At 69.8% G+C, this 26,344-nt stretch carries 28 protein-coding genes and 1 pseudogene; 12 read left to right on the forward strand and 17 right to left on the reverse strand.

Translation table 11 applies throughout. The features are described from left to right. Positions 1 to 34: 34 nt before the first annotated feature. The 4 genes and pseudogenes from A3IC_RS0120080 to A3IC_RS0120095 all read right to left on the reverse strand — a co-directional run. Entirely contained in the window at positions 35 to 406 is a 372-nt protein-coding gene (locus tag A3IC_RS0120080; RefSeq protein WP_020551841.1) for a VOC family protein, read from the reverse strand. A gap of 118 nt (positions 407 to 524) precedes the next feature. Continuing rightward, positions 525 to 920 carry a PPOX class F420-dependent oxidoreductase gene (locus tag A3IC_RS0120085; RefSeq protein WP_020551842.1) on the reverse strand — a complete coding sequence of 132 codons (396 nt, stop codon included), beginning with the start codon at positions 918 to 920 and terminating at the stop codon, positions 525 to 527. 75 nt (positions 921 to 995) lie between these two features. Then, complete coding sequence (locus A3IC_RS71130; protein WP_086018455.1) at positions 996 to 1,667, reverse strand: phosphotransferase; 672 nt, start codon at positions 1,665 to 1,667, stop codon at positions 996 to 998. Further along, positions 1,553 to 2,506, reverse strand: a pseudogene (locus tag A3IC_RS0120095) (aldo/keto reductase); the annotation flags it as partial. The gene A3IC_RS71130 and the pseudogene A3IC_RS0120095, both read right to left, overlap by 115 nt. 117 nt (positions 2,507 to 2,623) lie before the next feature. Here A3IC_RS0120095 and A3IC_RS0120100 point away from each other — a divergent pair. Further along, positions 2,624 to 3,460 carry a helix-turn-helix domain-containing protein gene (locus A3IC_RS0120100; protein WP_020551845.1) on the forward strand — a complete coding sequence of 279 codons (837 nt, stop codon included), beginning with the start codon at positions 2,624 to 2,626 and terminating at the stop codon, positions 3,458 to 3,460. Between the two features lie 68 nt (positions 3,461 to 3,528). Here the strand turns inward: A3IC_RS0120100 and A3IC_RS0120105 are convergent, their stop codons facing one another. Continuing rightward, entirely contained in the window at positions 3,529 to 4,416 is an 888-nt protein-coding gene (locus A3IC_RS0120105; protein WP_020551846.1) for an aminoglycoside phosphotransferase family protein, read from the reverse strand. 183 nt (positions 4,417 to 4,599) lie between these two features. Then, the gene (locus tag A3IC_RS0120110) at positions 4,600 to 6,174 is read right to left on the reverse strand and encodes a carboxylesterase/lipase family protein (protein WP_020551847.1); all 1,575 of its coding nucleotides are present in this window, start codon (positions 6,172 to 6,174) and stop codon (positions 4,600 to 4,602) included. Between the two features lie 253 nt (positions 6,175 to 6,427). On the opposite strand from A3IC_RS0120110, the gene A3IC_RS71135 reads away from it, so the two are divergent. Continuing rightward, positions 6,428 to 7,426, forward strand: a complete 999-nt coding sequence (locus A3IC_RS71135; protein ID WP_245599354.1) for a DUF5753 domain-containing protein — start codon at positions 6,428 to 6,430, stop codon at positions 7,424 to 7,426. Then, positions 7,393 to 7,482 carry a DUF397 domain-containing protein gene (locus A3IC_RS71140; protein ID WP_245599356.1) on the forward strand — a complete coding sequence of 30 codons (90 nt, stop codon included), beginning with the start codon at positions 7,393 to 7,395 and terminating at the stop codon, positions 7,480 to 7,482. The genes A3IC_RS71135 and A3IC_RS71140 overlap by 34 nt, the downstream gene beginning before the upstream one ends. A gap of 59 nt (positions 7,483 to 7,541) precedes the next feature. Here the strand turns inward: A3IC_RS71140 and A3IC_RS0120120 are convergent, their stop codons facing one another. Both A3IC_RS0120120 and A3IC_RS55490 read right to left on the reverse strand, forming a co-directional pair. Then, positions 7,542 to 7,814, reverse strand: a complete 273-nt coding sequence (locus A3IC_RS0120120; RefSeq protein ID WP_020551848.1) for a S1 RNA-binding domain-containing protein — start codon at positions 7,812 to 7,814, stop codon at positions 7,542 to 7,544. Then, positions 7,811 to 9,013 carry a hypothetical protein gene (locus A3IC_RS55490; protein WP_020551849.1) on the reverse strand — a complete coding sequence of 401 codons (1,203 nt, stop codon included), beginning with the start codon at positions 9,011 to 9,013 and terminating at the stop codon, positions 7,811 to 7,813. The genes A3IC_RS0120120 and A3IC_RS55490 overlap by 4 nt, the downstream gene beginning before the upstream one ends. A gap of 254 nt (positions 9,014 to 9,267) precedes the next feature. Between A3IC_RS55490 and A3IC_RS0120130 the strand changes: the two genes are divergently transcribed. Further along, entirely contained in the window at positions 9,268 to 9,624 is a 357-nt protein-coding gene (locus A3IC_RS0120130) for a peptidase inhibitor family I36 protein (protein WP_020551850.1), read from the forward strand. Between the two features lie 62 nt (positions 9,625 to 9,686). Here A3IC_RS0120130 and A3IC_RS0120135 read toward each other — a convergent pair whose 3' ends face one another. After that, a complete protein-coding gene (locus tag A3IC_RS0120135; RefSeq protein ID WP_020551851.1) occupies positions 9,687 to 11,312 on the reverse strand; it encodes an alpha/beta fold hydrolase in 1,626 nt (541 codons plus the stop codon). Positions 11,313 to 11,600: 288 nt separating this feature from the next. Between A3IC_RS0120135 and A3IC_RS0120140 the strand changes: the two genes are divergently transcribed. The 3 genes from A3IC_RS0120140 to A3IC_RS0120150 all read left to right on the forward strand — a co-directional run bounded on the left by A3IC_RS0120140 (position 11,601) and on the right by A3IC_RS0120150 (position 14,748). Beyond that, positions 11,601 to 12,803 carry a CHAT domain-containing protein gene (locus tag A3IC_RS0120140; RefSeq protein ID WP_020551852.1) on the forward strand — a complete coding sequence of 401 codons (1,203 nt, stop codon included), beginning with the start codon at positions 11,601 to 11,603 and terminating at the stop codon, positions 12,801 to 12,803. A 242-nt stretch (positions 12,804 to 13,045) separates the two neighbouring features. Beyond that, complete coding sequence (locus A3IC_RS0120145) at positions 13,046 to 14,413, forward strand: purine-cytosine permease family protein (RefSeq protein ID WP_020551853.1); 1,368 nt, start codon at positions 13,046 to 13,048, stop codon at positions 14,411 to 14,413. A 23-nt stretch (positions 14,414 to 14,436) separates the two neighbouring features. Then, positions 14,437 to 14,748, forward strand: a complete 312-nt coding sequence (locus A3IC_RS0120150) for a hypothetical protein (RefSeq protein WP_158696021.1) — start codon at positions 14,437 to 14,439, stop codon at positions 14,746 to 14,748. Here the strand turns inward: A3IC_RS0120150 and A3IC_RS55495 are convergent. From A3IC_RS55495 to A3IC_RS0120175, 5 genes are all read right to left on the reverse strand, one after another. Then, complete coding sequence (locus tag A3IC_RS55495) at positions 14,697 to 17,360, reverse strand: MXAN_6230/SCO0854 family RING domain-containing protein (protein WP_079026555.1); 2,664 nt, start codon at positions 17,358 to 17,360, stop codon at positions 14,697 to 14,699. The two genes, A3IC_RS0120150 and A3IC_RS55495, sit on opposite strands and share 52 nt — an antisense overlap. A gap of 232 nt (positions 17,361 to 17,592) precedes the next feature. Then, the gene (locus tag A3IC_RS0120160) at positions 17,593 to 18,405 is read right to left on the reverse strand and encodes an amino acid ABC transporter permease (RefSeq protein ID WP_020551856.1); all 813 of its coding nucleotides are present in this window, start codon (positions 18,403 to 18,405) and stop codon (positions 17,593 to 17,595) included. Further along, a complete protein-coding gene (locus A3IC_RS0120165; RefSeq protein ID WP_020551857.1) occupies positions 18,402 to 19,046 on the reverse strand; it encodes an amino acid ABC transporter permease in 645 nt (214 codons plus the stop codon). The genes A3IC_RS0120160 and A3IC_RS0120165 overlap by 4 nt, the downstream gene beginning before the upstream one ends. Before the next feature lie 15 nt (positions 19,047 to 19,061). Then, on the reverse strand, positions 19,062 to 20,009 hold the full coding sequence (locus A3IC_RS0120170; RefSeq protein WP_020551858.1) for a glutamate ABC transporter substrate-binding protein: 948 nt from the start codon (positions 20,007 to 20,009) through the stop codon (positions 19,062 to 19,064). Between the two features lie 12 nt (positions 20,010 to 20,021). Then, the gene (locus A3IC_RS0120175; protein ID WP_079026558.1) at positions 20,022 to 20,792 is read right to left on the reverse strand and encodes an amino acid ABC transporter ATP-binding protein; all 771 of its coding nucleotides are present in this window, start codon (positions 20,790 to 20,792) and stop codon (positions 20,022 to 20,024) included. Positions 20,793 to 21,073: 281 nt separating this feature from the next. Between A3IC_RS0120175 and A3IC_RS0120180 the strand changes: the two genes are divergently transcribed. The 4 genes from A3IC_RS0120180 to A3IC_RS0120195 all read left to right on the forward strand — a co-directional run bounded on the left by A3IC_RS0120180 (position 21,074) and on the right by A3IC_RS0120195 (position 23,045). After that, a complete protein-coding gene (locus A3IC_RS0120180; RefSeq protein WP_026218499.1) occupies positions 21,074 to 21,280 on the forward strand; it encodes a hypothetical protein in 207 nt (68 codons plus the stop codon). A 247-nt stretch (positions 21,281 to 21,527) separates the two neighbouring features. After that, positions 21,528 to 21,914, forward strand: a complete 387-nt coding sequence (locus A3IC_RS0120185; protein WP_020551861.1) for a hypothetical protein — start codon at positions 21,528 to 21,530, stop codon at positions 21,912 to 21,914. A gap of 115 nt (positions 21,915 to 22,029) precedes the next feature. Next, positions 22,030 to 22,371 (forward strand): VOC family protein, encoded by a 342-nt coding sequence (locus tag A3IC_RS0120190; RefSeq protein WP_020551862.1) that lies wholly within the window; start codon positions 22,030 to 22,032, stop codon positions 22,369 to 22,371. A 116-nt stretch (positions 22,372 to 22,487) separates the two neighbouring features. Continuing rightward, positions 22,488 to 23,045: a DUF4291 domain-containing protein gene (locus A3IC_RS0120195; RefSeq protein WP_020551863.1), complete on the forward strand. Its 558-nt coding sequence runs from the start codon at positions 22,488 to 22,490 to the stop codon at positions 23,043 to 23,045. Positions 23,046 to 23,100: 55 nt separating this feature from the next. Here A3IC_RS0120195 and A3IC_RS0120200 read toward each other — a convergent pair whose 3' ends face one another. After that, positions 23,101 to 23,892, reverse strand: a complete 792-nt coding sequence (locus A3IC_RS0120200; RefSeq protein WP_020551864.1) for an SDR family NAD(P)-dependent oxidoreductase — start codon at positions 23,890 to 23,892, stop codon at positions 23,101 to 23,103. A gap of 203 nt (positions 23,893 to 24,095) precedes the next feature. Here A3IC_RS0120200 and A3IC_RS55500 point away from each other — a divergent pair, with 203 nt between their 5' ends. After that, complete coding sequence (locus A3IC_RS55500; protein WP_020551865.1) at positions 24,096 to 24,686, forward strand: TetR family transcriptional regulator; 591 nt, start codon at positions 24,096 to 24,098, stop codon at positions 24,684 to 24,686. Positions 24,687 to 24,722: 36 nt separating this feature from the next. On the opposite strand, the gene A3IC_RS72575 is transcribed toward A3IC_RS55500, so the two are convergent. After that, the gene (locus tag A3IC_RS72575; protein WP_106668949.1) at positions 24,723 to 25,940 is read right to left on the reverse strand and encodes a sensor histidine kinase; all 1,218 of its coding nucleotides are present in this window, start codon (positions 25,938 to 25,940) and stop codon (positions 24,723 to 24,725) included. Between the two features lie 137 nt (positions 25,941 to 26,077). Beyond that, positions 26,078 to 26,344, reverse strand: a 267-nt coding sequence (locus A3IC_RS0120215) for a winged helix-turn-helix domain-containing protein (protein WP_020551867.1), incomplete at its 5' end; no start/stop codon positions are given.

Below are 26,344 nucleotides of genomic sequence, written 5' to 3' on the forward strand. Positions count from 1 at the left end.
GCTCGGCCGGTGCTGATGGCCGAGCGGCTGCGGCTCAGCCTCGATCGGCGATGTGCATGTTGATGTTGAGCACGTAGCCGTTGGGGTCACGGATGAAGAAGCGGCGCACGCCCCAGACCTCGTCGGTGATCGGGTAGACGATCTCGTAGCCCCGTTCGCGGGCCTGGGCGTAGGCCGCGTCGACGTCCTCGACCTCGATCGACATCGCCGTGCGGCCGGACTGGGCGTCCCAGTCGCAGTCGTCGGTGACCACGATCACCTGCGCGGTCGGGTTGCTCGGCGAGCGGAACATCAGGAACCCGGGCTCGTCCATGGCCGGCTCGAAACCGAGGAAGTCCTGATAGAAGTCCCGGTTCGGGCCGAGCTCGGTGGCGGAGACGCTGGGTACGACGCGCTTGATCCTCATTCGGCCAGCGTAGGCAGACGGACCGACATCACCCGGGCAGCCGGCGATGTCGGTCCGTCGGAGTGTCGCGGAGCCCCGACCGTCCGCGTGTCCATGCCCATTCCCGTGCCCGTTCGGGTCAGGAAGCGTCTTCGAGGTTCCAGCCGATCACCCGATCGGGGTGGATCCGCAGCACCTCGTTGCTGAAGAACCCGACCGCCAACGGCGGTTCGTGGTCGCGCAGCAACTCGGCCCGGCCGCGGATCTCCACGCCGCGCCCCCAGCCCGGCTTGTACGCCCCCGGCTCGTCCGGCGTCATGTCGTCCACGACGAACGCCACGGCCGGATCGCGCTCGGCGTTGCGCCACTTCCGGCTCGCGCTGAGGTTGGGCCCGCCGATGTCGATCGTCCCGTCCTCGTTGAGCCGAAAGCCGACGGGCCGCACCTGCGGCTCGCCGTTGGGCCCTACGGTGGCAAGCCGACCCAGCCCCTGTCCGAGCAGGTACGCCCGTTCGATCTCGGTGTACGTCGCCATGTCCGCCGCGCTCCGTCCGTGTTTGCCGGGCCCCTGAGGCCCCGGCCGCTCGTTTTCGAGCCCAAATCTAGAACCTCAAGCGAACTTGATGTCAAGGATCGTCCGGATCACGTGTCGGGCATTGCGTGCCATCACCGGATTCGTGGTGCGGTAGTACGGCAGCGCGATCACGGCCTGGGAGAGTGCGCGGCCCCGGCCGCGGCGCCAGGTCGCGTCGTCCACACCGAGTGCCTCGCGGAAGACCTGCCTTGCCTCGGTCGGCAGCAGGTTCCAAGCCGGAAACAGATCGCAGGCCGGATCGCCCACCCCCATACACCCGAAGTCGATCACCGAGGTCAACCGGCCGCCACCGTCCACCGGAAGGTTGCCCGGCATCGGATCGGCGTGCAGCCACACCGGCGGTCCGTCCCAGGCAGCGGCCCGCAGGGCGTCCTCCCAGAATCCGGGACCCCGATGGGTGGGGCGGCTCGAAGATCGCCCCGAGGGCGGCGGTAGCGCTGTCCTCGGGGCTCGATCGGGTATCAGTGGCGGGTTTCGATCTTCAGGTCGCCGCGGGTCACCGCGCGCATCCTGTCGCCGGCGAGCATGTTGTGCGGGAAGCCGAGCTCGATCGCGCCGGTCTCGTCGAGGCGCGCCAGTTGAGAGGCCGTGAAGTCGACCTCCAGAGCGCCCAGATTGTCCTCCAGCTGTGCGAGAGTGCGGGCGCCGATGAGCGATGCCGGCACACCCGGGTTCTGCAGGGTCCAGGCCAGCCCGACCTGGGCGGGTGTGCGGCCCAGCTCCGTGGCGACCTCCCGCACGACATCGGCGATGTCCAGGTTGCGTTCGGTGAGCCCGCCGTTGGCGATGTTGAAATCCTTACGGGTACCGTCGTTGACCGCGGTGTGCGTCGCGGTCAGGTCGTCGCGGCTGTACTTGCCGGTGAGCACCCCGCCGGCCAGTGGCGAGTACGGCACCACGCCCAACCCCATCTCACGTGCCATCGGGATCAGGTCGCGTTCCCCGGTACGCTCGATCAGGTTGTACTCGATCTGCAGCGCGACCAGCGGCGACCAGCCGCGCAGGTCGGCGATCGCCTGCATGCGCGACACCTGCCAGGCCGGGGCGTTGGAGATCGCCACGTACAAGACCTTGCCCTGCCGGACCAGATCGTCCATGCCGCGCAGGATCTCCTCGACCGGCGTGGTGAAATCCCACACGTGCAGGTAGAGCAGATCGATGTAGTCCGTGTTCAGCTGTCGCAGACTGGCTTCCACCGACGCGAACAGGCTCTTGCGGTGCGGGCCCCCGGAATTCGGGTCGCCGGGCCGGCGCAGCGCCGTGTATTTCGTCGCCAGCACCAGGCTTTCGCGGATGCCACGGGTGAATTCGCCCAGCAGGCGCTCGGAGCTGCCATCGGTGTAGGTGTTGGCGGTGTCGATGAAGTTGCCGCCGCGCTCGACGTAGAGATCGAACAGCTTGCGCGCCTCGTCCTGCTCGGCGCCCCAGCCCCACTCGGTGCCGAAGGTCGCCGCGCCCAGCGCCAGCGGTGAGACCCGCAGCCCGGAGCGGCCCAGCAGCCGGTAGGTGTCGAGGGTGAGCGACATCGTGTCCTCCTGTGCTTGTGATCCGTTGCCGAGAACGAGTCTGTGATCGCCGCGAGCCGGGGGTAAGGGAAGGAAGCTCCTGGGAACGCCAGTCCTACCCTGGCTGTTGAATCGAACATGACGACCCGCACCGTGGACACAACACACGAGCTGGCCGCGTTCCTGCGGACCCGGCGCGAACGCCTGGACCCGCGCGATCTCGGTCTGCCGTCGCGTCGACAGTCCCGGCGGACCCCGGGATTGCGCCGCGAAGAGGTCGCCGACCTGGCCGGGGTCAGCGTCGACTACATCGTGCGGCTGGAACAGGCTCGCGGGCTGCGGCCCTCGGCGGACGTGGTGGAGGCGCTGTCCCGGGCGCTGCGCCTGACCCCCGACGAACGCACCTACCTCTTCGACCTGGCCCGGCAGCGCCGCCCCCGCAACGCGGACGAGCCCGCCACCACTGCGGTGCCGCCGCTGGCCCGGCTGGTCGCCGACCTGTCGCCGCTGCCGGCCATGCTGATGAACCACCGCTACGACATCCTGGCCTGGAACCGCGAGATGGCGAGGTTGCTCCTGGATTTCGACACCCTGCCGCCGTCGCAGCGCAATTCGATGTGGCTGTGCCTGGTGCACCCGGAGATACGCGAGTTCTACGTCGACCGCGAACGCGTCGTGCGGGAGGGGATCGCCCACCTGCGCGCTGCGTGGGCCGAACATCCGGAGGATCGGGCGTTGACCGACCTCATCGCCGAACTCACCGATCTCGACGAGGAATTCGCGCGATTGTGGGCCGAGCGGGACGTCAGCGTCAACGGCCGCGGGCACAAGGTGATGCGGCATCCCGACGTCGGTGCGATCACGGTGCAATTCGAAGTGCTCATGCCACTACAGGATCCGGACCAGCGGTTGGTGATCTACCGCGCCGCGGACGATGAGAGCCAGTCGGCCTTGGACCGGTTGTGCGCACGGTGACGTCGAACCGTGGGTACGCGCTGAGCGCTCGCGCGTTGGCAGGGAGCCGCCGGTCGAACGCCGCAGGATCAGTCTCGTCCCAGCACCGCGCGGATCACGTGTCGGGCGTTGCCGGCCATCGCCGGGTTGGTGGTGCGGTAGTACGGCAGGGCGAGCAGCGCCTGAGAGAGTGCTCGGCCTCGGCCTCGGCGCCAGGTCGCGTCGTCCACGCCGAGTGCCGTTCCGAAGACCCGCCGTGCGTCGGCCGGCAGTAGATTCCAGGCCGGGAACAGGTCGCAGGCCGGATCGCCGACTCCCGTGCACCCGAAATCGATCACCGCGGTCAGCCTGCCGGTGTCGTCCACCAGCAGATTGCCCGGCATCAGATCGGCGTGCAGCCACGCGGGCGGCCCGTCCCAGGCGGGAGCACGGAGGGCGTCCTCCCACACGGCGGTTACGGCAGCGCAGTCGATGCCCTCCTCCGGGATCTCGCGCAATTCCTCGATCGCCGCCCTGGTCGAGGCATCGAGCCGGGCGAGCGGGCCACCGCGATGGGCCTGCGGCCCGCCGGGGAGGGTGATGCCGCGCATCGCCGTGACGAAGCCGGCCAGGTCCTCGGCGAGCGCCACGGCATTCTTCAGCGCCCCGACCTCGGGGTTGCCGCCCGCCTGCCACCGGTACACCGACCACGGCCACGGATAGCCTCCGGCAGGCTCACCCGCCCCGAGTACCTCGGGGACGGCGGTCGGCAGAAGGGGCGCCAGCCGCGGGAGCCACTCGCGCTCCATCAACACGTCCTCGGCCCCGCCCGCAACCAGCGGCAGGCGTACGACCATGTCCTCGGCCAGCCGGAACATCGCGTTCACCGTGCCCGCCGAGGGGAAGCGCCGTACGGCCGACCCGGCCCACTGCGGGAAGCGCTCGGTGATCAGCGCCCGGACGAGCTCCTCGTCGATGGGATGCATGTCGGGATGCATGGCGGAAGGGGGCGGCACAGTGCTCATGGATGGCCATCCGACCGCCGGCGCCGGCGAGCGTCAAGCCGTTTTCGGGCACGGCGGACCGAGCCGGGCGCGGGTCGAGGGGCGGACTGCGCCATGGCCCGCGCGGCTCGACCCGTGCCACGGTCCGGGCGCCTCGGGCCCGGGGAGCGGGTTTGGCTACGGGATCGCCTGTTCGGGGTCCAGCGAGCCATCCCACAGACTCCGCTCGTATCCGCGCGGGTCCAGGACGATCTCGTTCGGCGGCTCGTTGTCCCGGTGGAAGGTCATCACCGGGCGGTGTGTGGTGTCGTAGGCGGGCCACTCGGTGAGTGCTCCGGTCAGGATGAACTCCACCCAGCGTCGGTGCATTTCGTCGGCCAGGTCCCGAGGCGGAGCGACGACGAGTTCGTCCACGCCGGAGGCGTCCAGGGATTGCCACACGAAGGGGATCTCCGCGATGTGGCAGGCCCCGAGGGGCGGGCCCTCGCCGCGCGTCTTGGGTGTACGCCAGCCGAACTCGTATACGTGGGTGGCGGCGGAGGCAGCGGGCGCATTCGCTCGGGCCTCGGCGATCCGATGGCAGGGAATCCGGAAGAGCCGATCGGTCATCACCGCGGCGAAGACGTCCGGGGAAGTGTCGCGGGGGTAGGGCTTCGCGGAACCGGCCTGGTAGCGCTCGTACATGGTGGCGCTGTCCGGCACGCCGTAATCGGTGAGCCGCTGTTGCCAGGCCGCCGGTGGCACCTCGGTCGAGGCGAGCGGGACGAAGTGACGGTTTTCCTCGATGTTGGTGCCGATCAGCAGCGGAATGTCCGCGCCCGCACCGCGGGCGATCGTGTCGATGGGCCGCCGATGCAACAGCGCGCCGTCGATCACCGGTACGAGGGACATGCCGCAGGTCTGGATGGTGCTGTCACCGTACTTCGCCGGGTCCGCGGTCGCGACGATGTCGTCGTGTACCCGGGTCTGCGCGTCGACGATGCGGGCGGGCGACACGGTGGACAGCCCGGCGAAGGAGGCTTCCACGCGTAGGTCCGCCGCGATCGCCCCGACGACGAGGGCGGCGTCCTCGGGAGTCTGGGCCACGTGCGCGCTGCCGCTCTGCACGATGGCCCGGTGGAACAGATCGCGGCGGCCGGTCGAGAGCAGCGCCAGGATGCTCATGGCGCCGGCCGATTCGCCGGCCACCGTGATGCGGTCCGGGTCACCGCCGAAGTTCGCGATGTTGTCCCGCACCCACTCCAGGGCGAAGATCTGGTCGAGCAACCCGCGATTGGCCGGGGCGGGCGCGTCCGCGATGTAGCCGAATCCCTCCACGCCGAGCCGGTAGTTGATCGATACGCACACGATGCCGTTCCGGGCGAATACGGCGCCGTCGTAGGCGGTTCCGGCCGAGGAGCCGCGCACGAAGGCGCCGCCGTGAATCCAGACCAGGACCGGTCGGCGGACGGCCGGGCCGCGGGCTTGGGTCCAGACGTTGAGGTTGAGCCAGCCTTCTCCCGGCACCGGGTCCTTGCCGCTGAGCAGTTCGTCGAGTGCGCTGTCGGTCGGCCGGGGGGCCGTCGGGCCGAACGTGTGGGCCGGGAGCGGATCATGCCAGACCTCCGGCGGGGCCGGTGCGGCGAACCGGTTGACCCCGGTGGGAGCGGCGGCGTACGGGATGCCCAGGAAGCGGGCCGTGCCGTCGTCGGCGACCAGCCCGGTGACCGGACCGTAGGTGGTCTCCACTTGGAAGATGTCGTCGTTCGGCACGCGTGGTCTCCTCGGGTGTCGGCGCTCCTGCACGTTGTTGCAGCGTCTCACCGAAAGCACCCGAGTCGTCACAGGAATGGGCAAACTGCTCGACGGCCGCGGGATGGGTTCGGGTCTTTCCGTTTCGTTACAAGCGCCGTGTCCGATTTGCTACGGTGTGTGCGGGAGGCTCGCCGCACGGTGATCCCCGTGATGCCTGTGACTCACGCGAACGCCGGGGCCGGCGCGTGGGGATGGACCAACCGGAGATGACATGCCCGCACGACCACTCGGAGCCAACTCCAAGCTGGTGACCGCACGACGCACGCTCGGCCTGCACTCTCAGGCGGGGTTCGCCGACGCCTTCGAGGAACATGCCCTCGCGATGGGCATGCGGCTGGCGGTGAGTGTGCGTCAGGTCCGGCGGTGGGAGAGCGCGGATCCGCCGTATCCGACGCCGGACTATCGGCGGGTGCTGGAGGATCTGTTCGGGAGGCCGCTGAGTGCTCTCGGCTTTACCGCCTCCGACGAGGCGGGCGAAGAGCAGATGAGCCAAGCCTGGCACACCTTCATTACCGAGGGGCCTGAACGTCTTCATCGATTGATGCGGCTGGAGAGCGGGACAGCGACCGTCCGCTGCTTTCAGACGATGTTCATTCCGGGACAACTCCAAACCGCGGACTACGCCCTCGCGATCATCCTCATGCACGACCCCACCTTGTCCATGGTAGAGGCCCGCGAGAGACAGCAACTGCGGATGGAGAGGGCGCATCGGCTGTTTCGCGGCGGCCGACCCGCCTGGTTCGTCATTACCGAGAGCGCTCTGTATCAGCCGGTGGGAAGTCCGGAGATCCTGGCAGAGCAGCTCGACCACCTGGTGCAGGTCATTTCGGAACATCCGCATGTCAGAGTGCAAATCCTCCCGCCCGGGGCGCGATTCATGGCATCCACGCCGTGCTTGATCCTGGAGCCAAAGCGAGGTCGGTATGCCGCCTGGTTGGAACAGTTCGCCGGTTCGCTTCTGATCGACAGACCCGATGACGTCGAGCACTTCGGAGCGACGTTCGATCGCCTGCACACGTCCGCGTTGTCCCAGATGGCTTCCCAGAGCGCCATCGCGGATTGGCGGCAGGAGCTTCGCGGATCCATCGAGTTCAGCGCGAATCTCGTGGGATCAAGGCCGGCTACACCGGAAATGACGATTGCGTCGAAGTTGCGGTCATCAGCTCTGCCCTGGGCATCCGGGACAGCAAAGTACCCCGATCCCCAGTGATATCCGTGGCACATCCGGCCTGGATATCGCTGGTGGACCGACTGCGGCCGCGGTAGCCGACCCTCCGGTCGGAGGCCCGATCCCGGGTCGTGGGACGGGCCTCCGACCGGGTGGGTCAGTCGGTGTGTTTCGGAGTGAAGACGAGGGAGATCCTGCGCTGTTCGCGGTCCATCTCGGCGATGGACACGTCTACTCGGTCGCCGACTTCGACCGGTGGGCCCGTGGGTTCGGTGAGGTGTACCAAGCCCTCGATGCGGTCGCCGATTTCCACGGCCACCCCGATGGGAATCACCGCGGTGACGGTGCCGGTGATGGTGTCGCCGACGTTGTGGGTGTCCGCGTACTGCTGCCAGGGATCGGGTTGAAGTTCCTTGATGGACAGGCTCACTTGTTCCCAGGCCCAGTCGATGTAAAGGACTTTCGCACGGATTTCCCGGCCGATCGGTGCAACCTCGTCGACCGATTCGAAGCGGGTCCAGGACATCTCGGGGACGCGGAGAAAGCCCGGACAACAGTGCGGGGCACCGGCCAGGTCGACGTAGACCCCGACGCGTCGTTGAGTCCGGTCGCCACGACCCCGGTGACGACGTCGCCGACCCGCAACGAGGCGATGAACGTGCGACGTTCGTCGGCCCGTGTGCGGTTGGTTCGCCACCGGGCTCGCAAGATGCCGTCGGAGTCGGGGAGAACGCCGGCCAGGAGCGGATGCCGATCGCACGGTTCCAGTGGAACGAGTGCGGCGCGGTGGCCCGGAGCCGAAATGATCTGGCGGCGGGTCATGGTCGATTCGGCGATGCGTTCGTCGTAGAACCCGCCGCCCGGGTACTGCTGCACGAGCAAGGCGAGGCGTTCCTGGCGCACGATGGCGGCATGGATCGCCTCGCCGTCCTCGGTCAGGTCCGGCCACACCGCCAATCGAGCGCGTGGAGTCAACTCTCGCCGGACCGCGTCAACTTCCGATGCGGTGGTGAGGCGGTGCCAGCGGTACGCGTTGCCGACGCGTCGCTCTTCCAACAGGACTCCGCCGCGCTCGGCGACCAGTTTGGTCGACTCGGCCCAGAAGGCATCGTCGGCGGCTCGGTCGTCGGCGAGTTCGTCGGTGTCCGGATCGTACGGTGAGGCGTCGACCTGTTCGACGAACAGGCCCAGCGCACGCGCACGATTCTCGGCTTCGAAAAGTGCGTCGGCGCTGCCGACGTAGACGTCGTGCTCGTATCCGACGTGCACGAAGAACCCGTCGTCGCCTATCAGTCGACACCAGAGGCCGTGGCCGAGCAGCATCGCCCGCACGAGGCCGAGAGCGGTGCCGAGCGGAACGAGGGCGCCGTCGTGACAGCCGGTGAGGTCGTACGGAAAGAGGCCGACCAGTCCGTGCCCACCGAGCCCGGAGCGCACGGAGAAGGAATGGAAGCCGTTCTTCATCGGGTTGTCGATCGCGAGCCGGTCGATTCCGGCGTCGAGGGCGAATGCGCCCAGTGCTGCCACATATGCGGCTGCGACGCCTTCGCGGCAGTCGTACCGGATGTGCTTGCCGGAGGTCGCGTCGGCCGGGTCGTACGGGGTGATGCGGTACACGAAAGGCGCCATGTCAGCGCCCGGTGCGGCTCGAAGTTGCCCTGAGGGCCGGTCGCGGGTGGACAGGGGAAGTAGTCACCGGCGCAGCGTAGCGGCCTGATCCGCGCGGCGACCAGGGCCGCGGAGCACTGGGCCGGATGGGGAGGTAATGTCCCCGATCGGGTGGAAACAACCGACAAGTCTGGCGGGTTCGGGGGCCGGGTCAGGAGCATGGCGGCGTCGCGGCAGTTCGCCGTTGCCGTTGCCGTTTCGATCGTGGAGAACCGATGCACATGCGTACCTTGGCGCTTGCCGCCGCCCTCTCGCTGACCGCCATCCTCCTCCCGGCGTCGGGCGCGAGTGCCGCGCCGGCCGCGCCGCCGTCGTGCACCGACGGTTCGGTCTGCTTCTGGACCGGCGAAGGGTTCCACGGCAGCACGTGGGAGTGGACCTCGCGCAGCGGGTACCGGGATATGCCGCCGGCCTTCCATGATCACGTCGGTTCGGCCGTCTCCAGTACCAGGGCGTGTTTCATCAACTGGAGCCCGCTGGAGAAGCGCGACGTGTTCAACGGCGACTGGCGCTCGCGCTACCTCGGCGACTTCGGTGGCCGGATCGACGGCGTCGGCCCCGGCGCCTGCTGACGCCCCCTGGACGGCAACGGCCGGTCCTCCGTCGGGGAGGACCGGCCGTTGCGCGGGCGGACTCAGTCGCGGACCGGCACCGTCACCGTGGACGGGTCGTTCGCCGGCGACGAGAAGGCGATCCCGGCGCCGAACGGATTGTGCTCCAGGTAGAGCGGATCGACCGTGTCGACCACGACCGCGAGGCGGTGGCCCGCCGGCACGTCATAGGCCGTCGCGTACATGTCGATGTCGACCGGGAAGGCCACTCCGGGTGCCTTCCCGTGGAAGCTCAGCGGCGAGTGGGTCACCAACTTGCCGACGCCCAGCGGGCCGACGTCGTACAGGTAGGCGAAGATCGTTCCGCTTTCGTGCGATGCGGTGACCGTGGTGTGCAGCTTCGTCGTACCGCGCACCTTCGTCTGCGTGCCGTAGCGGTCGCTCTGCCAGACGCCTGCGAACGCCCTGGGCAGCAGCGGGATCGAGGCGACCGGCGGGACTTGGAGGAACTGGTCGAGGATGCTGGACAGGAAGACCGTACCGCCGTCCGCCCCCGAATCGACGTTGGCCAGGACGCGCTGGGTTCCGCTGAGCGCGATGGTGCGGGTCGAGGACGGCACCGCCGGCCAACTCGGATAGCCCTCGTAGCCGCCGTCGCCGGTACGGGACTTGAGCTGTACGGGCTGCTCCCGGTCGATGCCGTTGTCGACGCCCCTGAGGTGGTGGTCGAACCAACGGGTCGAATCGGCCCACATGTCGTTCGGCAGTCCGAGCAAACCGCCCGCTTCGGCGGTGGCGTGGTCACCGGGACGGAACTCCAGCCTCTTGGGGCCGGTCAACTTCCCGTAGAAGTCCGCATATTGGTTCGGCGGGAAGAGCGAGTCGCCCCAGGCGTTGCCGAGCATGATCGCCGCGCCGTTGGCGTTGATCCGGTCCAGGTAGGTCGCGGGCGAGCGCTTGGCACCCCACGCGAGCATCTCCGCCTCCTTGGCCAGGTTGCCGGAAAGGAAGTTTGCGAGGATCTCGGTGAGTTCGGCGCTGGGTCGACCGGTGAGGAAGCCGGCGCCGCCCAACAGTGCTGCGGCCTGCGCGTGTTCGGTGCGGCCGCTGTAGATCGAGTCGATCAGGTCGGCCCAGCCGCTCATCGCGACGACGGCCTTGATCCGGGGGTCGAACGCGGACGCGAGCAGGCTGATCCCGGCACCGTACGAGACGCCGGCCATGCCTATTCGACCCGGATCGGCGGGCGTGTTGGCCAGCGCCCAGTCGATCACCCTGGACGCGTCGGCGATGTCCTCGGGGCCGGCCGTCTCGATCTCGCCGCCGGACTGCCAGAAGCCGCGCGAGTTGTAGCCGATCACGACGTAGCCCTTGTCCGCGAGCTTTCGCGCGGGGACGACGTACTCGATCTGTGGCATCGCCCAACTGGTCGGAAGGACCACGACCGGGTAGCGGGTGCCGGGCGCGCCGCCGGTGGGTGTGACGACATTGGCGGCGAGCTTGGTGCCGCCGTCGCCGGGGATGTCGACGAAACGCAGGGACGTACCGGCGGCGGCCTGCACGGCCGCCGTCGGGATGTGCGTGGGGACGGTGCCGGCCGCCGCGGCGGGACCGAGGGCGGTCCCGGCGAGGATCGCGGCCGAGACGACGGCGACCGCACGAGCGCGTGGACGCGCACACGCGCGTGAACGCATGCGGAATTGACCCATGAGGGTCTCCTGACGTCATGGTCGGGGCGTGGCCCGACCCGCGAGAAAGCATGGTGAAGCGACGCCCAGGGACGGCGTCTGAAGGTGACTCACGAGTAAGTTACGCGCCGGTAAATCAGGACGGAAGAGCCACGAGGCAGGCCGGTACGCGTTGTTCCGGTGGCGGTGGCGGGCCGGCGGCGCGGCGCGAGTCGGCAGGGTGGGATCGGGGGATTCCTCGACCGCGACGTCGGTGAGCGCTGCTTCCCGTCCCGGTACCGTGGTTCCGGCGAGCGGGGGCAAGCGGGGGTGAGCGTGGAGGACGTCGACGCGGAGACGCGGCGGGCGTGGGAACGGGGCGAGCGCGGTCGGGCCCGGTGTGCCGAGGCGCTGGCCGCGGCGTCGACGGATGAGGGTGCGGACGCCGTGCGCGAGTTGTTCGCGGAGGCGATCGAGTTGCTGACCGACGCGCTCGGCGCGCTGGACGGCGCCGATGCGCGCTGGCCGGAATTCGCCTACGTGGCAGGCATCGCGTACGCCGCGAGCGCGGCACCGACCGGCGATCGGCGGTCCTGGGACCAGGCGCGGATCTGCTTCCGCCGTGCGCACCGGGCCGCACCGGCGGACGCCCACCTGCTCCGGGCGGCCGCGCAGGTGGCCGCCGCCCGGATCGGCCTCGACCCGCGCGGTACACCGTGGCGCCTCCTCCTCGACCCGCCGTCGGCCGGTGAGATCGCCGCCGCACTCGGCCGACTCGGCACCGAGGCGCTGGTGCAACTCGTACCGGGTGCCGCGGTGCTGAGCGGCGCCGACGGCACGACGCGGGTGCTCGACCTGCCCGAGCTCGACTACGGCCTGGACCTGGCCGGGGGCGACCGGGAGAACTGGGCCGACATGCTCGACGCGCTGTGCGAATGGGCCTGGGCCGCGGTGATGGAACCGGTACTGACCGCGCTGCCCGGCTCGTTCGGCCGCGCACCGTCCCTGGTCCTGCTGCCCGCCGGACCGTTCGGCATGGTGCCGTGGCATGCGGCCTGGTCGCTCGTCGACGGCCGCCGCCGACATGCGCTCCAGAACGCGCAGATCTCCTACATCGGCGCGCCGCGCCTGCTGTGCGAGGTCGCGGCGCGGCCGACGAGCGCGCCGGCCCGGCGGTACCCGATCGAGATCGGCCGGGCCGCGGGCGATCCGATCGCGTTCGTGCCGGCCGGCGGACACGACGAGACCTGGCGGGTGGGCGCCGAATACCTGACGGCCGGTACTCACACAGTGGTGTCGACGCTGTGGCCGGTGGACGAGACGACCACCGCGCTGGTGTTGTACATGGCCCACCACTACCTCGACCGCCGCGACCTGCCCCCGGCCCAGGCCGTCCGCACGGCGCAGCTGTGGCTGCGCGACCCCAAGCGTGGAATCCCGTCCGCGATGCCGGCCGAACTGGCCGCCCGAGCCCGCGCGATCATGCCGGACGACCCGACCGGCTGGGCGGGCTTCACCCACTCGGGATGGTGAGCCGAATCCACACGCGACGACGCGCCGCGTCCGGCAGGCCGTCGGCCCCCGGGGCGGTTTCGCCCACCCCGCCTTTCCAAGCGGCCCGCGAGGCGCGTACTGTTCGCCACGCCATCGCGGGAGCTCGGACCAACCGGGCTGAGAGGGCGGCATGGGGTGTCGGCGGTGAGCCGGCGCGCCCGGGGCCACCGACCGCTTGAACCTGTCCGGGTAATGCCGGCGTAGGGAGAGCAGGTAGAGCCATGTCGGCTCCGGTCATCGACGACACACGCCCCGAGGTGCCACACGGCAGTGCCGAGGCGCCCCTGGTCCTGGACACCGCACCGCCCCGCACCCTCGGATTTCGCGACCAGGCGGCGTTCTGGGCCAACCTCGGCGTAAGCCTGCTCGGCTTCTCCGGCGCCCTGTACGTGCTGGCCCCGGCCGGCTACCCGCAACTGTCGATGGTCGCCGCGATCGTCGCGGCCGTCGGCGGCACCCTGATCGGCACGCTCATGGTCGCGATCGCCGGCATCCCCGGCGCCCGCAGCGGCGCGCCCGCGATGACCGTGCTGCGCGGCCTGGTCGGCACGAAGATCTCGTACGTGCCGACGGTGTTCAACATCGTCCAGTGCATCGGCTGGGGCACCTTCGAGCTGCTGGTGATCTCGATCGGCATCGAGGCGATGACCGACGGCGACGGCCCGCACTGGCTGTACATAGTCGCCGCCGGCACGGTCACCACGGCGATGACGCTGCGCCCGCTGGGCATGCTGCGGATCCTGCGCCGCTACGTGACCATCGCGGTGGGCATCGCGATGCTCTACTTCTCGGTCCAGTTGTGGCGCGAGGGCCTGCCACCGATGACCGAGGGCTCGTGGTCCGGGTTCTTCCCGGCGATGGACGCGGCGCTCGCGGTCGCGGTCTCCTGGGTTCCGCTCGCGTCGGACTACACCCGCCACTCGCGCGGCACCAAGCCCGCGTTCTGGGCCGCGTTGAGCGGGTTCTCGATCACCAGCATCTGGTGCTACCTCCTCGGCCTGGTCGCCCTCGCCCAGGTGGGCGGTGACCCGGACAAGATCTTCGACTCGTTCCTGGGCGTCACCGCCGGGTGGGTGTTCTTCGCCGTCCTGGTCGTACGCGAGGTGGACCAGAGCTTCGCCAACGTCTACAGCACCGCGATGTCCATCCAGAACCTCGCGCCGCGCGTGGACCGCCGGGTGCTCTGCCTGGGCGTGGGTGCGCTGGTCACCGCGTTCGCGCTGATGGTGAACGACTTCGCCACCTACGCGAGCTTCCTGTCGCTGATCGGCTCGATCTTCATCCCGCTGCTGGGCGTGCTCGCGGTGGACCTGTTCGCCGGGCGTGGTCGGGCCGGCTGGGACCTGGGCGACCACGCGCCGGCCCGCTGGGTGATGATCGCGCCGTGGGTGCTGGGCTTTTGCATGTACCAGCTGATCAACCCGGGTTCGGTCGAGTGGTGGGCGACGTTCTGGGGCCACATCCAGGACGCGCTGCACATCCACGCGCAGGCGTGGACCTCGGCCTCACTGTTCTCGTTCGCGCTCGCGGGCGCGATCGCGTATCTCGCGGTCGTGTGGGACCGGCGGCGGGCGGTCGCGGCGCGTTGAGGTGGACCGGCCGCGTCGGTCGGGTGCCTCCTCCCGACGCGGCCGCGATCCACGCGCGGACGGCACAACCCGAAGCAGGAGCGCCGCGCGGCCCGGTTCGGGTGCTGAGCACGGGCCCGGACGAAGTTCGCGACCGCGCACTACCCGCGATCCGAGCCGGACCGGCCACCCGAGTCGCCCTCGACCCGGCCACGCTCGTACCGGCGCCGGACGCCGGCGTGGGCCCGGACGTACTGCTCGACCTCGCCGTCACCGACCCGCCGGTACCGGTCCGCTCCGCCGATCAGGGCAGCTTCACCACGGTCCCGCCGCCTGACGTCCGGGACACGCCCTGATCCGTCGGGCCGAAGGCCGAGACGAGATCCGAGGCCGACCAGCGGCGCATGTCGGCGGGCGCGGTGTCGGAGGGGCCCGGATAGAGGCGGTACAGGGTGCCCGGGCCGGCGATCGGGACGTCGCCGTGCACCAGGGCCACGAACGCGCGGCCGGCGGCGAGTCGTTCGGCCGGGTCGAGCCGGATCGCGGTACCGCCGACGCCCTCGCGCACCCGGGCCGCGAAGGCGTCGACGTCCTCGTCGGCGTCCCGGCGGTACTCGGTGACCTCCTCGGTGCGCCGGCCGCGAATCAGTACCCGGTCGGTGGTCGCGGCGGCGATGATCCGGGCCAGGTCGCCGAGCGTGGCCCGGCCCCCGGGGGCGAAGTGGATGCGCAGGTCGCGGGCCAGTTCGGCGAGGCGGTCGGTGTGCCGGAAGACGTTGTGCAGGCCGTCCCGGCCGGACAGATTCAGGTCGGTCCACTGGGCGGTGCGGGCGGTCAGGTCGACGGTCATCGGCACGCAGATCCGCGCGTCGCCCGTCAGGTCGAAGCGTTGCCGGACCGCGCTCGGATCGAACGGGCGCCCGGCGGCCACCGCGTCCAGGTCCTGGAAGCCGGCGAACGCGTCGAGCAGGTCGTCGAACGCCACGTCGTTGTAGCTGAAGACGACCACGACGGCGTACCGGACGTCCTGCGCGGCGAGCTTGGCGATGTCCAGGTCGACGAACTCGGTCGCGCCGTGCGGTGCGGGCGCGTCGGTGAAGTCGCCCGAGTGCACCACCGCGCGGTCAGGGCCGTAGACCAGGTTCGTGTAGTCGCACAGACCGAGGTATTCCCAGTTCGCGTCGTACAGCGCGACCGACAGGTCCAGGTCGACCCGCTGGTCCGCGGCCTGCATCCAGTGCAGGAACAGTCGGATCCGGCCGCCCGGCGGCATCGGCTGGATGCTTCCGCGCGGGATCGCGACCAGTGCCCTGGCGGTGGAGTGCTCGGCGAACGGCGCGATCAGGTCGTCCAGCCCGGCGTCCAGGAACGCGACGTCGTGGCGCGGCAACTTACTTGCCCGGCACGTCAGTTCTTGCTCGATCAGCGCGCAGACCGGTGCGCTGAGGGCGACCGGGACGGGCTCGCCGGGGTCGTTGCGCGCGTACGCTCCCGCGACACTGCCGCGCGGGAACCACACCCGCCGCTCGCCCACCGTACGCTCGGCCCGGAGCCGACCCCACGCGCCCAGCAGCGGACCGGGGCCGACCCGACGCAGCACGCCCGGCAGCGCGGCGGCGAGTTCGGCGGGCAGCGTGGGTTCGTTGCCCGCTCGGACCCGGAGCAGGTGGTGCAGTCGGCGAACCAGTTCGCCGGGACGCCGAACCAGCAGGGCGGTCGCGCCGGCCGCGTCGCCCGCCGCGAGCAGCGTTTCGACCCGGGACGCGAAGGTGCGCACCACGATCCGGTTCGCCGCGACCGTCACCGAGTCGCCGTGCGCGTCGGCGGCGATCAGCAGCGCCGGGCCGGCCCGGTGGGTCCGCGGGTCGGTGCCACGCAGCGCCGCGAAGGCGAGCGCGGCATCGGGGTAGGCGTCGATGTAGTCGAACGGGTGCAGCAGTTCACCCGCGCGAAGCCACGCCTCGCGGTGCCGGCACAGGTCCTCGTACACGTGCTCAAGCGGCAGCCCGTCCAGCACCGCGAGCAGCGTGCGCCGCAGCCGACGCGGCACCGCGCGCAGCCGAGGCGGAGTGAGCAGGTCGGGGTGTGCGCCGGACCAGGCCCACAACACCCGGAGCACATCGGTCGCGGTGTCCAGTCGATCCGCGGGCAGATGGTCGGGAAGCAGGCCGGCGAGCACGACGGCCTTGCTTTCGCGTACCGGGATCTCGGTGGGCAGCCACCGCTCGGCGTCGGCCGGCGCGTGCGCGGCGAGCAGGGTCAGATCGTCCCGGTCCTGCGGCCCGAGCGGCGTGCGTCGGGCGAGTAGGGCCAGCAGTTCGCCGAGCGCGTCCGCGTCGCGGTCGACGCCCAGGCGGAGCGGCGCCAGCGTGCCGGTGATCGGGACGAGCATGTCGGCGGTCCGGCTGCCGGCCGGCGTCAGGTGCGGCTCGCGCAGGCGTATCGGTTCGGCGCACACCGGGCACGCGCGCAACTCGTGGACCGGCGCGCAGGTCGAGCACAACAGGTGCGCGCAGGGCGCGAGCGCGCCGATGTCGCCGGTCCGACCGCAGATCGCGCAAGGCTGGTTCGGCTGGTTGAGCAGGAACGCCCGAATTCGGGTGGAGTAGCGCGCCTGCGCGTAGTTCGGCACCCGCGCCGGGAAGCCGGCGAACAGCGGCCGATGCCGGCGATCGTTGCCCAATCGGGCGTCCAGCCGCGCCAGCAGCCGCATTCCGTGCGTCGCGAGGTCCACCGGCCGCAATCCGCCCAGCGCGGTTCGCAACGGCGCGGTCAGCACATGGCCGCGCTGCACCAGATCCGCTTCCAGCGCGGCGATCCCGCCGGTGTTCACGCCCACTCGATCCGGCCCGACCACCCGCTTCGCATCGACATACACGTTCGCGAGCCGGCGAACCAGCAAGCCGTCGAGATCATCGGCCGCCGTACTCGTATCGACGCGAACGACGCTGCGAACGCCACCACTCATGAACCGGATTCCCCCGAACCAAAGACGAAGCGAGGGCGGAGAGTGGGTGCGCTGTCGGTTATCGAAGAGTGAGAAGGAAGCACACCGCGGAGCCGCCCCCGCACGCCGACCCTAGCGCGACGAACGGTGCGCCGCCGAAGGATTATTCAGCAGGCGAGGCGAGGCGAGGCGGGGCGGGGCGAGGCGAGGCCGAGCGGGGCCGGGCGAGTCGGGCCGGTGCCGGCGCATCGCGTCAGGCGGCGGTCTTGTTCCGGCGGCGGCCGCTGCTCTCCAGGTAGCGGGCGAGGCCGGAGAGGAGCATGCACATGCCGATGTAGATCGGCGCGATCACCATGACCACCGGGATGAACGGGAGGCTGTAGTCGAGGTTGGTGGCGATCTGCTTGCCGGCGTAGAGGAATTCCTCGTAGGAGATCAGGTAGCCCAGCGAGGTGTCCTTGAGCGTGACCACCAACTGGCTGATGATCGTGGGCAGCATGGTCCGGACCGCCTGCGGGATGAGGATGCTCACCATCACCGTGGTCTTGCGCATGCCCAACGCGTAGGCCGCCTCGCTCTGCCCCCTGGGGACCGCGTTGACGCCGCCGCGGAAGACCTCGGCCAGGACCGATCCGTTGTACAGGGTCAGTCCGGCGATCAGCGCCAGACGGGGTTCGACCTTCATCGCGATGAAGATGAAGAAGATCAGCACCAGCACCGGCATGGCCCGGAAGAACTCCACCACCAGGCCCGAGACCCAGCGGACCACCCGGTGGTCGGAGAGCCGGCCGGCCGCGAACACGGCGCCGAAGGCCAGCGAGAGCACCGCGGCCCACGCGAAGATCTGAAGGGTGTTCCGCAGACCCCGCAACAACAGCTTCTGCACGCCCACGTATTCGAACGGCGCCCACTTGTCGTAGGCGAACTGGTCGGTGTCGAACAGCTTGTAGACCACCCATGCCAGCACGCCCACCAACAGCGCGGTCACGATCCAGCCGTAGGTGCGGTGCCGGGCCAGGGCCTTGGGTCCGGGGACGTCGTACAGGGCCGAACTCTCGGTGCTCATCGGGCCACCTCCAAGCGCTTCTCCAGGAAGCGGAACAGAGCGCTGATGGACAGCGTGATGATCAGGTAGCCGACCGCGATCCACAGGAACGTGACGACGATGTCGTAGCCGAGTTCGTTGAGCGTGCGGTACGTGCCCAGCAGTTCGACGACGCTGAACGAACCGGCGATCGCGGTGTTCTTGGCGAGCGCGATCAGTGTGCTGCCCACCGGCGGGATCACCGCGCGCAGCGCCTGCGGCAACACGATCAGGCTGAGCGTCCGGCCGAAGTTCATCCCCAGACTGCGAGCCGCCTCACCCTGACCGACCGGCACCGTGTTGATCCCGGAGCGAACCGCCTCGCAGATGAACGCCGAGGTGTAGCAACCCAGGGCGAGCACCGCGAGGGTGAAGAACGGGAGCACCACGCCGAATCGCGGCAGACCCAACACGACCGCGAAGAACAGCAGGGTGAGCGGGGTGTTGCGGAGCACGGTCACCCACACGCCGCCGAGGATGCGCAGCGGACGGACCGGGGACACCCGGCACCCGGCCATCAGCACCCCGATCCCGAGTGCGATCGCCGAGGAGGCCAGGGTCAGTTCGAGCGTGCCCACGAAGCCCTTGCGGAACAGGGCGAAGTTGTCGAGCAGGACATTCATCGTCGACGCCTTCCGCTAGTACCGGTCCACCGGTGGCGGCTGGGGAGCCGGTACGCCGGAGAGGCCGAGGGTCGAGTCGTAGGCGCGTTTCCAGTCGCCGTTCTGTTCGTGCGCGACGATCGCGTCGTCGAGCGCGAGGCGGAAGTTGCGATCGCCGCGCGGCACGCCGATTCCGTACGGCTCCTTCGAGAACGGCTCTCCGGCGAGCCGGAGTTGGTCGGGCACCTTGGCGGCGTAGCCCTTGAGAATGGTGTCGTCGGTGGTGACGGCGTCGACCTGAAGGCTGATCAGGTTGTCCACGCAGACCGAATAGCTGTCGTAGGCGACGGCGGTGGCCTTGGGGTAGTCGGTGACCAGGCGCTGATACGGGGTGGAGCCGGCGACCGAGCAGACCTTCTTGCCGGCCAGGTCCTGCGGGCCGTTGATGTCCTTGTCGTTCTTGCGGACCAGCAACGCCTGCCCGGCCATGTAGTACGGGCCGGCGAAGCCGACCAGCTTCTTGCGGTTGTCGTTGATCGTGTACGTCCCGACGTAGTAGTCGACTTCGCCGTTCTGCAAGGACGTCTCGCGGTTGGCGGAGGTGATCGTCTTGAACTCGATCCGGTCCGCCGGGAAGCCCAGTGACGCGGCCACCATCTTGGCGATCTCGATGTCGAAGCCCGAGTAGTAGCCGGTCGCCGGATCCTGCTGGGCGACATAGGGCTGGTCGGCCTTGGTGCCGACGATCAATCGCCCGCGCGACTTGGCCGCGCGGAAGGTGGGCGAGTCGACGGTGACGTCGGTGGCGACCTGATAGGACGGCAAATCCTTGGGCTTGGGGCCCTTGGGCGGGGGAGTGCCGGACTTGCCGCACGCGGCCAGCAGCAGGGCGGCGAGGACGAGGGCGAACAGGGCCGCGATTCGTGGTGTGTTGCGGCGGGCGATGCGGGTGGTCCGGGCTTGGGCCCCGGTTCGGGTGCGCATGTCCGACCCCCGTCAGTGCTTGAGGATCTTGGACAGGAAGTCCTTGGCCCGGTCGGTCTCCGGGTGGTCGAAGAAGTCCTCGGGCCTGCGCGATTCCATGATCCGACCGTCCGCCATGAACACCACACGATTGGCCGCCGAGCGGGCGAAGCCCATCTCGTGGGTGACCACGACCATCGTCATGCCCTCGACCGCGAGTGTGCGCATGACCTCCAGGACCTCGTTGATCATCTCCGGGTCGAGCGCGGAGGTCGGCTCGTCGAAGAGCATCACCTTGGGGTCCATCGCCAACGACCGGGCGATGGCGACCCGTTGCTGCTGGCCGCCGGAGAGCTGCGCCGGATACTTGGGCGCCTGGTCGGCGAGGCCGACCCGGTCCAGGAGTTCGCGGGCCTTCTTGTCCGCCTCGGCCTTGCTGCGCTTGCGTACCTTGATCTGTGCCAGGGTCAGGTTCTCCAGCACGGTCTTGTGCGCGAAGAGGTTGAACGACTGGAACACCATGCCGACCTCGGAGCGCAGCCGGGCCAGTCCACGACCCTCGGCGGGCAGCGGCCGGCCGTCGATGGTGATGCTGCCGGAGTCGATCGTCTCCAACCGGTTGATCGTGCGGCACAGCGTCGACTTGCCGGAGCCGGAGGGGCCGATCAGGACGACCACCTCGTTGCGGGACACCGTCAGGTCGATGTCGCGCAGTACGTGCAGCGACCCGAAGTGCTTGTTCACGCCTGAGAGGACAACGAGTGGGTCTTCCGAAGTCACAGGTATTCGACTCGCCTTCGACACGAGGGCAGGGGCCGTGCGCAAGCGCACATGCCCGGTGCATGGACCCCGGCGGGTCGATTCAGTCGCGTCGGCGCCGCCAACCCCTCTAACGGCCGATAGAGTCCCCTCGCACGGGTGACACGTGCATGGTCGGCGGCCGGCGGGGCGCCCGAATGGTTGGGTGCGCGGGTACGAGTGCGTGGATTCGGGCGCGGGATCGGGTCGTTGTGCGCATCGGTACACGTGTCGCGCACCGGCGGGCGCGGGTTCGGACGGAGCGGGTCGAGTCGAGGGAGTCGTCGATGGCCAAGGTCAACATCAGTCTGGACGCGAACGTCGTGATCGAGGTCATGGTCCTGTCGGGCGTGCGCAACGCACAGGACGCGATCGAGGCGATCGTGCTCGACTACATCGCACGCGGCCACCGCACCGAGGCACTGACCGGCAACGTCGAGGAACACCGGCGCACGATCGAGGAGCGCGAGCAGCGCAACCCCGTCATCGAGTAGCCGGCCCGGCCCGGTCGAATCCGGCGGGTCGCCACGCGGCTTGCCGCGTGCCGGGTCATGCGACACGTCGCGCCTCTCGGCGCTGCTTGTCACGCGCCCGTCGCGCACGTGTCACGCTGCCTGTCATGTGTCGCGGTCGCTTTGTTCCGAGCCGCTGTGTCGGACCCGAGGGCGCTGCGCGAGAATGGCCGGTGACACGTGCGACAGGGAGCCACGGGTCGGGCCGGCGGGGACGAGGTGCATACGCATGCGGTTGTGGCTGTCCTATTTCGCGTTCATGTCCTCGGTGGGCTTGACCAACCGCACCAGTGACATCTGGCGCAGCGCGCGTGTGGCCGACGACATCGTGTCGGCGTTTCGCGCGGTGCCGCTGGGTGACCCGGCTCGGCGCGGGCTGGTTCGGGCGATGGGGCTGGTGGCGATCCAGATGTGGTGCGTGTCCATCGTGATCGCGGTGTCGCCGTGGTTCGCGGCGGACGACGAGAGCCCGGCGGCGTTCTGGGGATATCTGTCGATGGCCGCGGTCGTGGTCCTGCTGGCCGTCGCGGTGATCGAGGCGACGGTGATCCTGTACAACCGGCCGCGCAACCTGGTGGCGCCGCACATGCGAGCGGAACGCGGCGTACTGCGCTGAAGGCGCGAAACCCGCCCGGGCGCCGGTGGTCCGAGGCATGTGGGGCCGGCGCGCAGGTCGGGGCGGGCGGGTGACCCGCGGTGGGAGCTCCGATCGGGTACGAAAGACTGTGCGCATGACGATCACATCGGTGACAGTGCGTCGACATGTACCGGACCTGGACGCGGCGATCGCGTTCTACGAGCGGCTGAGCGGTGAACCGGCGGCCCGATTCGCTTTCGCGGGGCTGGAGTTGGCGGCCACCGGGCCATTCCTGGTGTTCACCGGCCCGGACGAGGCGGCGGCCCGCTTCGCCGCGGTGGCCGCCACCCTCGGCGTCGAGGACCTCGACGCGACGGTCGCCGACCTGATCGCCCACGGCGCCACGTCGATCGCCCCGCCGACGGCCACGCCGAACGGACGCCGCGCGGTCCTACGGCACCCGGACGGCGGCGTCTTCGAATACGTCGGCATCTGAGCGACCGGGTCGACACTTGGCGCGGCCAACAGGTTGTAGTGAGTGATGGCACTTCGTGAGCGTGGTGTGGAAAATGTGTGGCCGGTGGTTCGGAGTGCCTGGCAACGTGACGCGGCATGGTGATGTTGCGGCGGGTTCGGGCCGACTTCGATGCCGCTTCGTTGGTGGTGTACCAGGCTTATGCGCCGGCCATCGCCGAACCGGCGTTGCGGGAGGGGCGGTTCGTGGCGCCGTTCTCGTTCGGGCGGATGACGTGGGTCAAGCCGTCGTTCCGCTGGTTGATGCACCGTAGTGACTGGGGCCGGAAGGCGGGCCAGGAGCGGGTGTTGGCCGTGCGGATCAGCCGGGCGGGATTCGAGCACGCGCTCGCGCGGGCGGTGTCGACCGAGGGGTCGGTGGCGGGCGCGCCGGTGCACGTGCAATGGGATCCGGAACGGTCGTTGCGCGGCGCGGCGTTGAACCACTACAGCATCCAGGTCGGGATCGGGCGCGAGCTGATTCGTACCTTCAACGACGAGTGGATCGTCGGCATCACCGACCTGACGCCGTTGGTGCGGCGGGTGGCCGGGCTGCTCAAGGACGGCCGGGCGGCTCAGGCCCAGCGGTTGTTGCCGGCGGAGAAGCCGTATCCGCTGCCCGCACCCCTCGCGCGTCGGGTCGGCGCGGACGGCTGAGGGGCGCGGGGGCGGGTACGCGGTAGCCGGAGGCGCGCGCGTACCCGGATGGCGGTCAGGCGTGTGTGCCGCCGTCCACGCGGATTTCGGTGCCGGTGATGAAGGCGCCGTCGTCGGAGGCGAGCATGGCGACGACGCCGGCGATGGCGTCGGGACCGGCCATCGGGGCGCCGCCGGATTCCAGGTCGGTGGCCAGGATGGGGGAGAGCTTGGCGAACAGCTCCCAGTCGGTGTCCGCCGGGAGGTATCCCGAAGTCGCGTCGGTGATACCGGACTTGATGCTGCCCGGCGCGACGTTGACGGCACGCAGCCCCTGCTTGCCGTATTCGAGGGCGAGGGCGTGCGTGAAGGACTGGATGCCGCCCTTGCTGGCCGCGTAGGCCGCCATGTACGGGTGGGCGAAGGCCGCCGAGGTCGAGCTGAAGTTGACAACGACGCCGTTGCCGCCGGCCAGGAGGGCGGGCAGCGCCTCGCGCGTCACCAGGAACGTGCCGGTGAGGTTGACCGTGATGATCCGGTTCCACAGGTCGAGCGAGGTCAGGTGGGTGTGCTCGGTGCGCAGGATGCCGGCGGCGTTGACCAGGACGTCGAGGCCGCCGAGTTCGGCGACGGCGGTACGGACGCCTTCGGCCGCGGAGGTCTCGTCGGCGATGTCGACCACGAGGGTGGTGAGGCGCTCCGCGGTGCCTTCCGTCGCGGCGATTTCGCGGGTCTTGGCGAGGCCGTCGGTGACCACGTCGGCCGCGACGACCCGGCCGCCCTCGCGGAGCAGCCGCAGGGCTGTCGCCTGGCCGATGCCGGAGCCGGCGCCGGTGACCAGGATGCGGCGGGTGTCGAAGCGGTTCATCTGAATGCCTTCTTTCCGGACGGGCGCTTGGTGTCCCCGTTCCTGCACGCTACGCCTATCATGCACGTTGTGCCATTAATTCCCCCCGGCGGCATTAGACTGAGCGGATGGATGCTGCTTCGGTCGGTACGGATTCGGTCGGTTCGGACCGGGTGCCTCGTGCGGCTCGCCGGGGAGGGTCCGCCCGGGTCGGGCGGCCTTCGTTGACCGAGCGGCGGAAGGCCGATACCCGGACCGAGGTGTCACGGGCGGCGGTCCGGTTGTTCGCGGAGCGCGGGTTCGACGAGACGACCGTGGAGGACATCGCGGAGGCGTCCGGGATGGCACTGCGGACCTTCTACCGCTACTTCCGGAGCAAGGAGGAGACCGTCGCGCCGGTGTTGTCGGCCGGGATCGCGGACTGGGTGGACCGGCTGGCGGCGTGTGATCCGGCGGTCGGGCTGCTGGAGGCGATGACCACCAGTTACCGCGCGGCGATGCGGCATGCGCGGGAGGTGGACGGGGTCGACGACGCGCAATTGCGAGTCGTGCTGCGGACCGCGGACGGGCATCCGGCGTTGCGGGCGGTGTGGTTGGGGGTGCACCACGACTGCGAGGAGCGGTTGCGGCCGGTGATTGCGGCGCGGGCCGGGGCCGGGGCGGACGGGTTGGCGGTGGACCTGGCCGCGGGCGCGGCGAACGTCGCGGTTCGTGTGGCGATGCGGCGGTGGGCGCGGGAGGGGCGGGGGGACGCGGCGGAACAGGTGGCCGACGCGTTGTTGCGGGTCGCCGAGGGGGGCCTCCTGCGCACGTGAGGGTGGGGGATTTGGCCTCAGTCGCCGGCCGGGTGGTCATGTTTGGGGGATGGCGGTCAGGGTGGGGGGATTCGGAGTGGAGGTGGGGGTGGGGGCGGGGGGTGGTTTCGGTAGGGATATGGCTATGGTGAGGCCGCCGTGGTGGTTGGCTGTTGTGGTTATCTGGGCTGCGTGGGCATGGACTATGGCTTGGACGATGGACAGGCCCAGGCCGGAGCCTTGGGCGGAGCCTGTGCGGTTGGGGCGGAAGCGGCGGAAGGGCTCGAAGAGTTCGGGGATGCGGTCGGCGGGGACGATCGGGCCGGTGTTGCGGACGCGGAGGGAGCCGGCCGAGACGCCGACCGTGACGAAGCCGCCCGCGTGGTTGTGTCGTACCGCGTTCTCCACCAGGTTGGTGACCAACTGGCGCAGCAGCAGCGGGTCGCCGGACACCACGCTCCCGGCGAGGTTCGCGTCGACCCGGACTCCGGCGCGTTCGGCCGCGGGTCGCGTCTGACGGAGCACGTCGGCGGTCAGCTCGTCCAGCGCGACCGGCGATGCCTGGACGTTGCCACGCTCGCTCACCGCCAGATTCAGCAGCCCGTCGATCAGGCGCTCGGTGCGCCGATTCAGCGCCAGCAACTGTTCGCGTGTCTCGACGACATCCTCCGGCGAGTACGGGTCGGCGAGGCCGATCTCGATCGCCGTACGCTGGATCGTGAGCGGGGTGCGCAACTCGTGTGAGGCGTTGGCGACGAACAGCCTCCGGCTGTCGAAGGATTTCTCCAGTCGATCGAGCATCCCGTCGAAGGTGTCGGCGAGTCGCTTGAGTTCGTCGTCCGGCCCCGGCATGGCGATCCGCTCGTGCAGGTTGTGCTCGGACAACCGGCGCGCCGTCGCGGTGATTCCGTGCACCGGGCGCAGTACGCGGCCGGACATCCACCAACCGACCAGGATCGAGGTCGCGGCCAGCAGCAGCAGCGCCGCGATGAGCACGGTCAGCAGTTGACTCATCGTCACGTCCTGGCCGGTGTCGACTGCCCGCCGGATCGCGTCCGCAGGGATCGTGGTGGCCTGGGCCTGCGTACCCGGTGGTGGCTGCGCGGGCTCGGCCCGGCCCACCTGCGTCGGGCCGCACCCGCCCGTGTACAAGTACGCGGACGACGCATCCACCGTCAGCGTCCTCGCCAACGCGATCGGCAACCGCTGGGACAGCCGCTGATCGACGAACCAGTACACGATGCCCAGCAGCACCGTGCCGACGACGAGCGACATGCCGCCGTACATCAGGGCGAGTCGGGCCCGCGCCGAAGGCCGGCGAAACAGCGCCCGGGAGAACAGCCGTGCGTCTGCGATCGCACGGCTCGTCCGGGATCCCCTCGGGCCGCTTCCACCACGTCTGTGCCGTGTGCTCATATCAGGTATCCCGAGCCCGGCACGGTCCGGATCACCTGGGGGTCGCCGAGTTTGGCGCGCAGCTTGGACATGGTCACCCGTACGGTGTTGGAGAACGGGTCGATGTTCTCGTCCCATACCCGCTCCAGCAGTTCCTCGGCGCTGACCACCGCGCCGTCGGCCGCCATCAGGGTCGCGAGCACCGCGAACTCCTTGTGCGCGAGCCGGATGTACTCGCCGTTCCGGGTGACCTGACGCCGGGCGCTGTCCAGCACGATGCCGTG

The organism is Embleya scabrispora DSM 41855 (assembly GCF_000372745.1).
Classification (GTDB): Bacteria; Actinomycetota; Actinomycetes; order Streptomycetales; family Streptomycetaceae; genus Embleya; species Embleya scabrispora.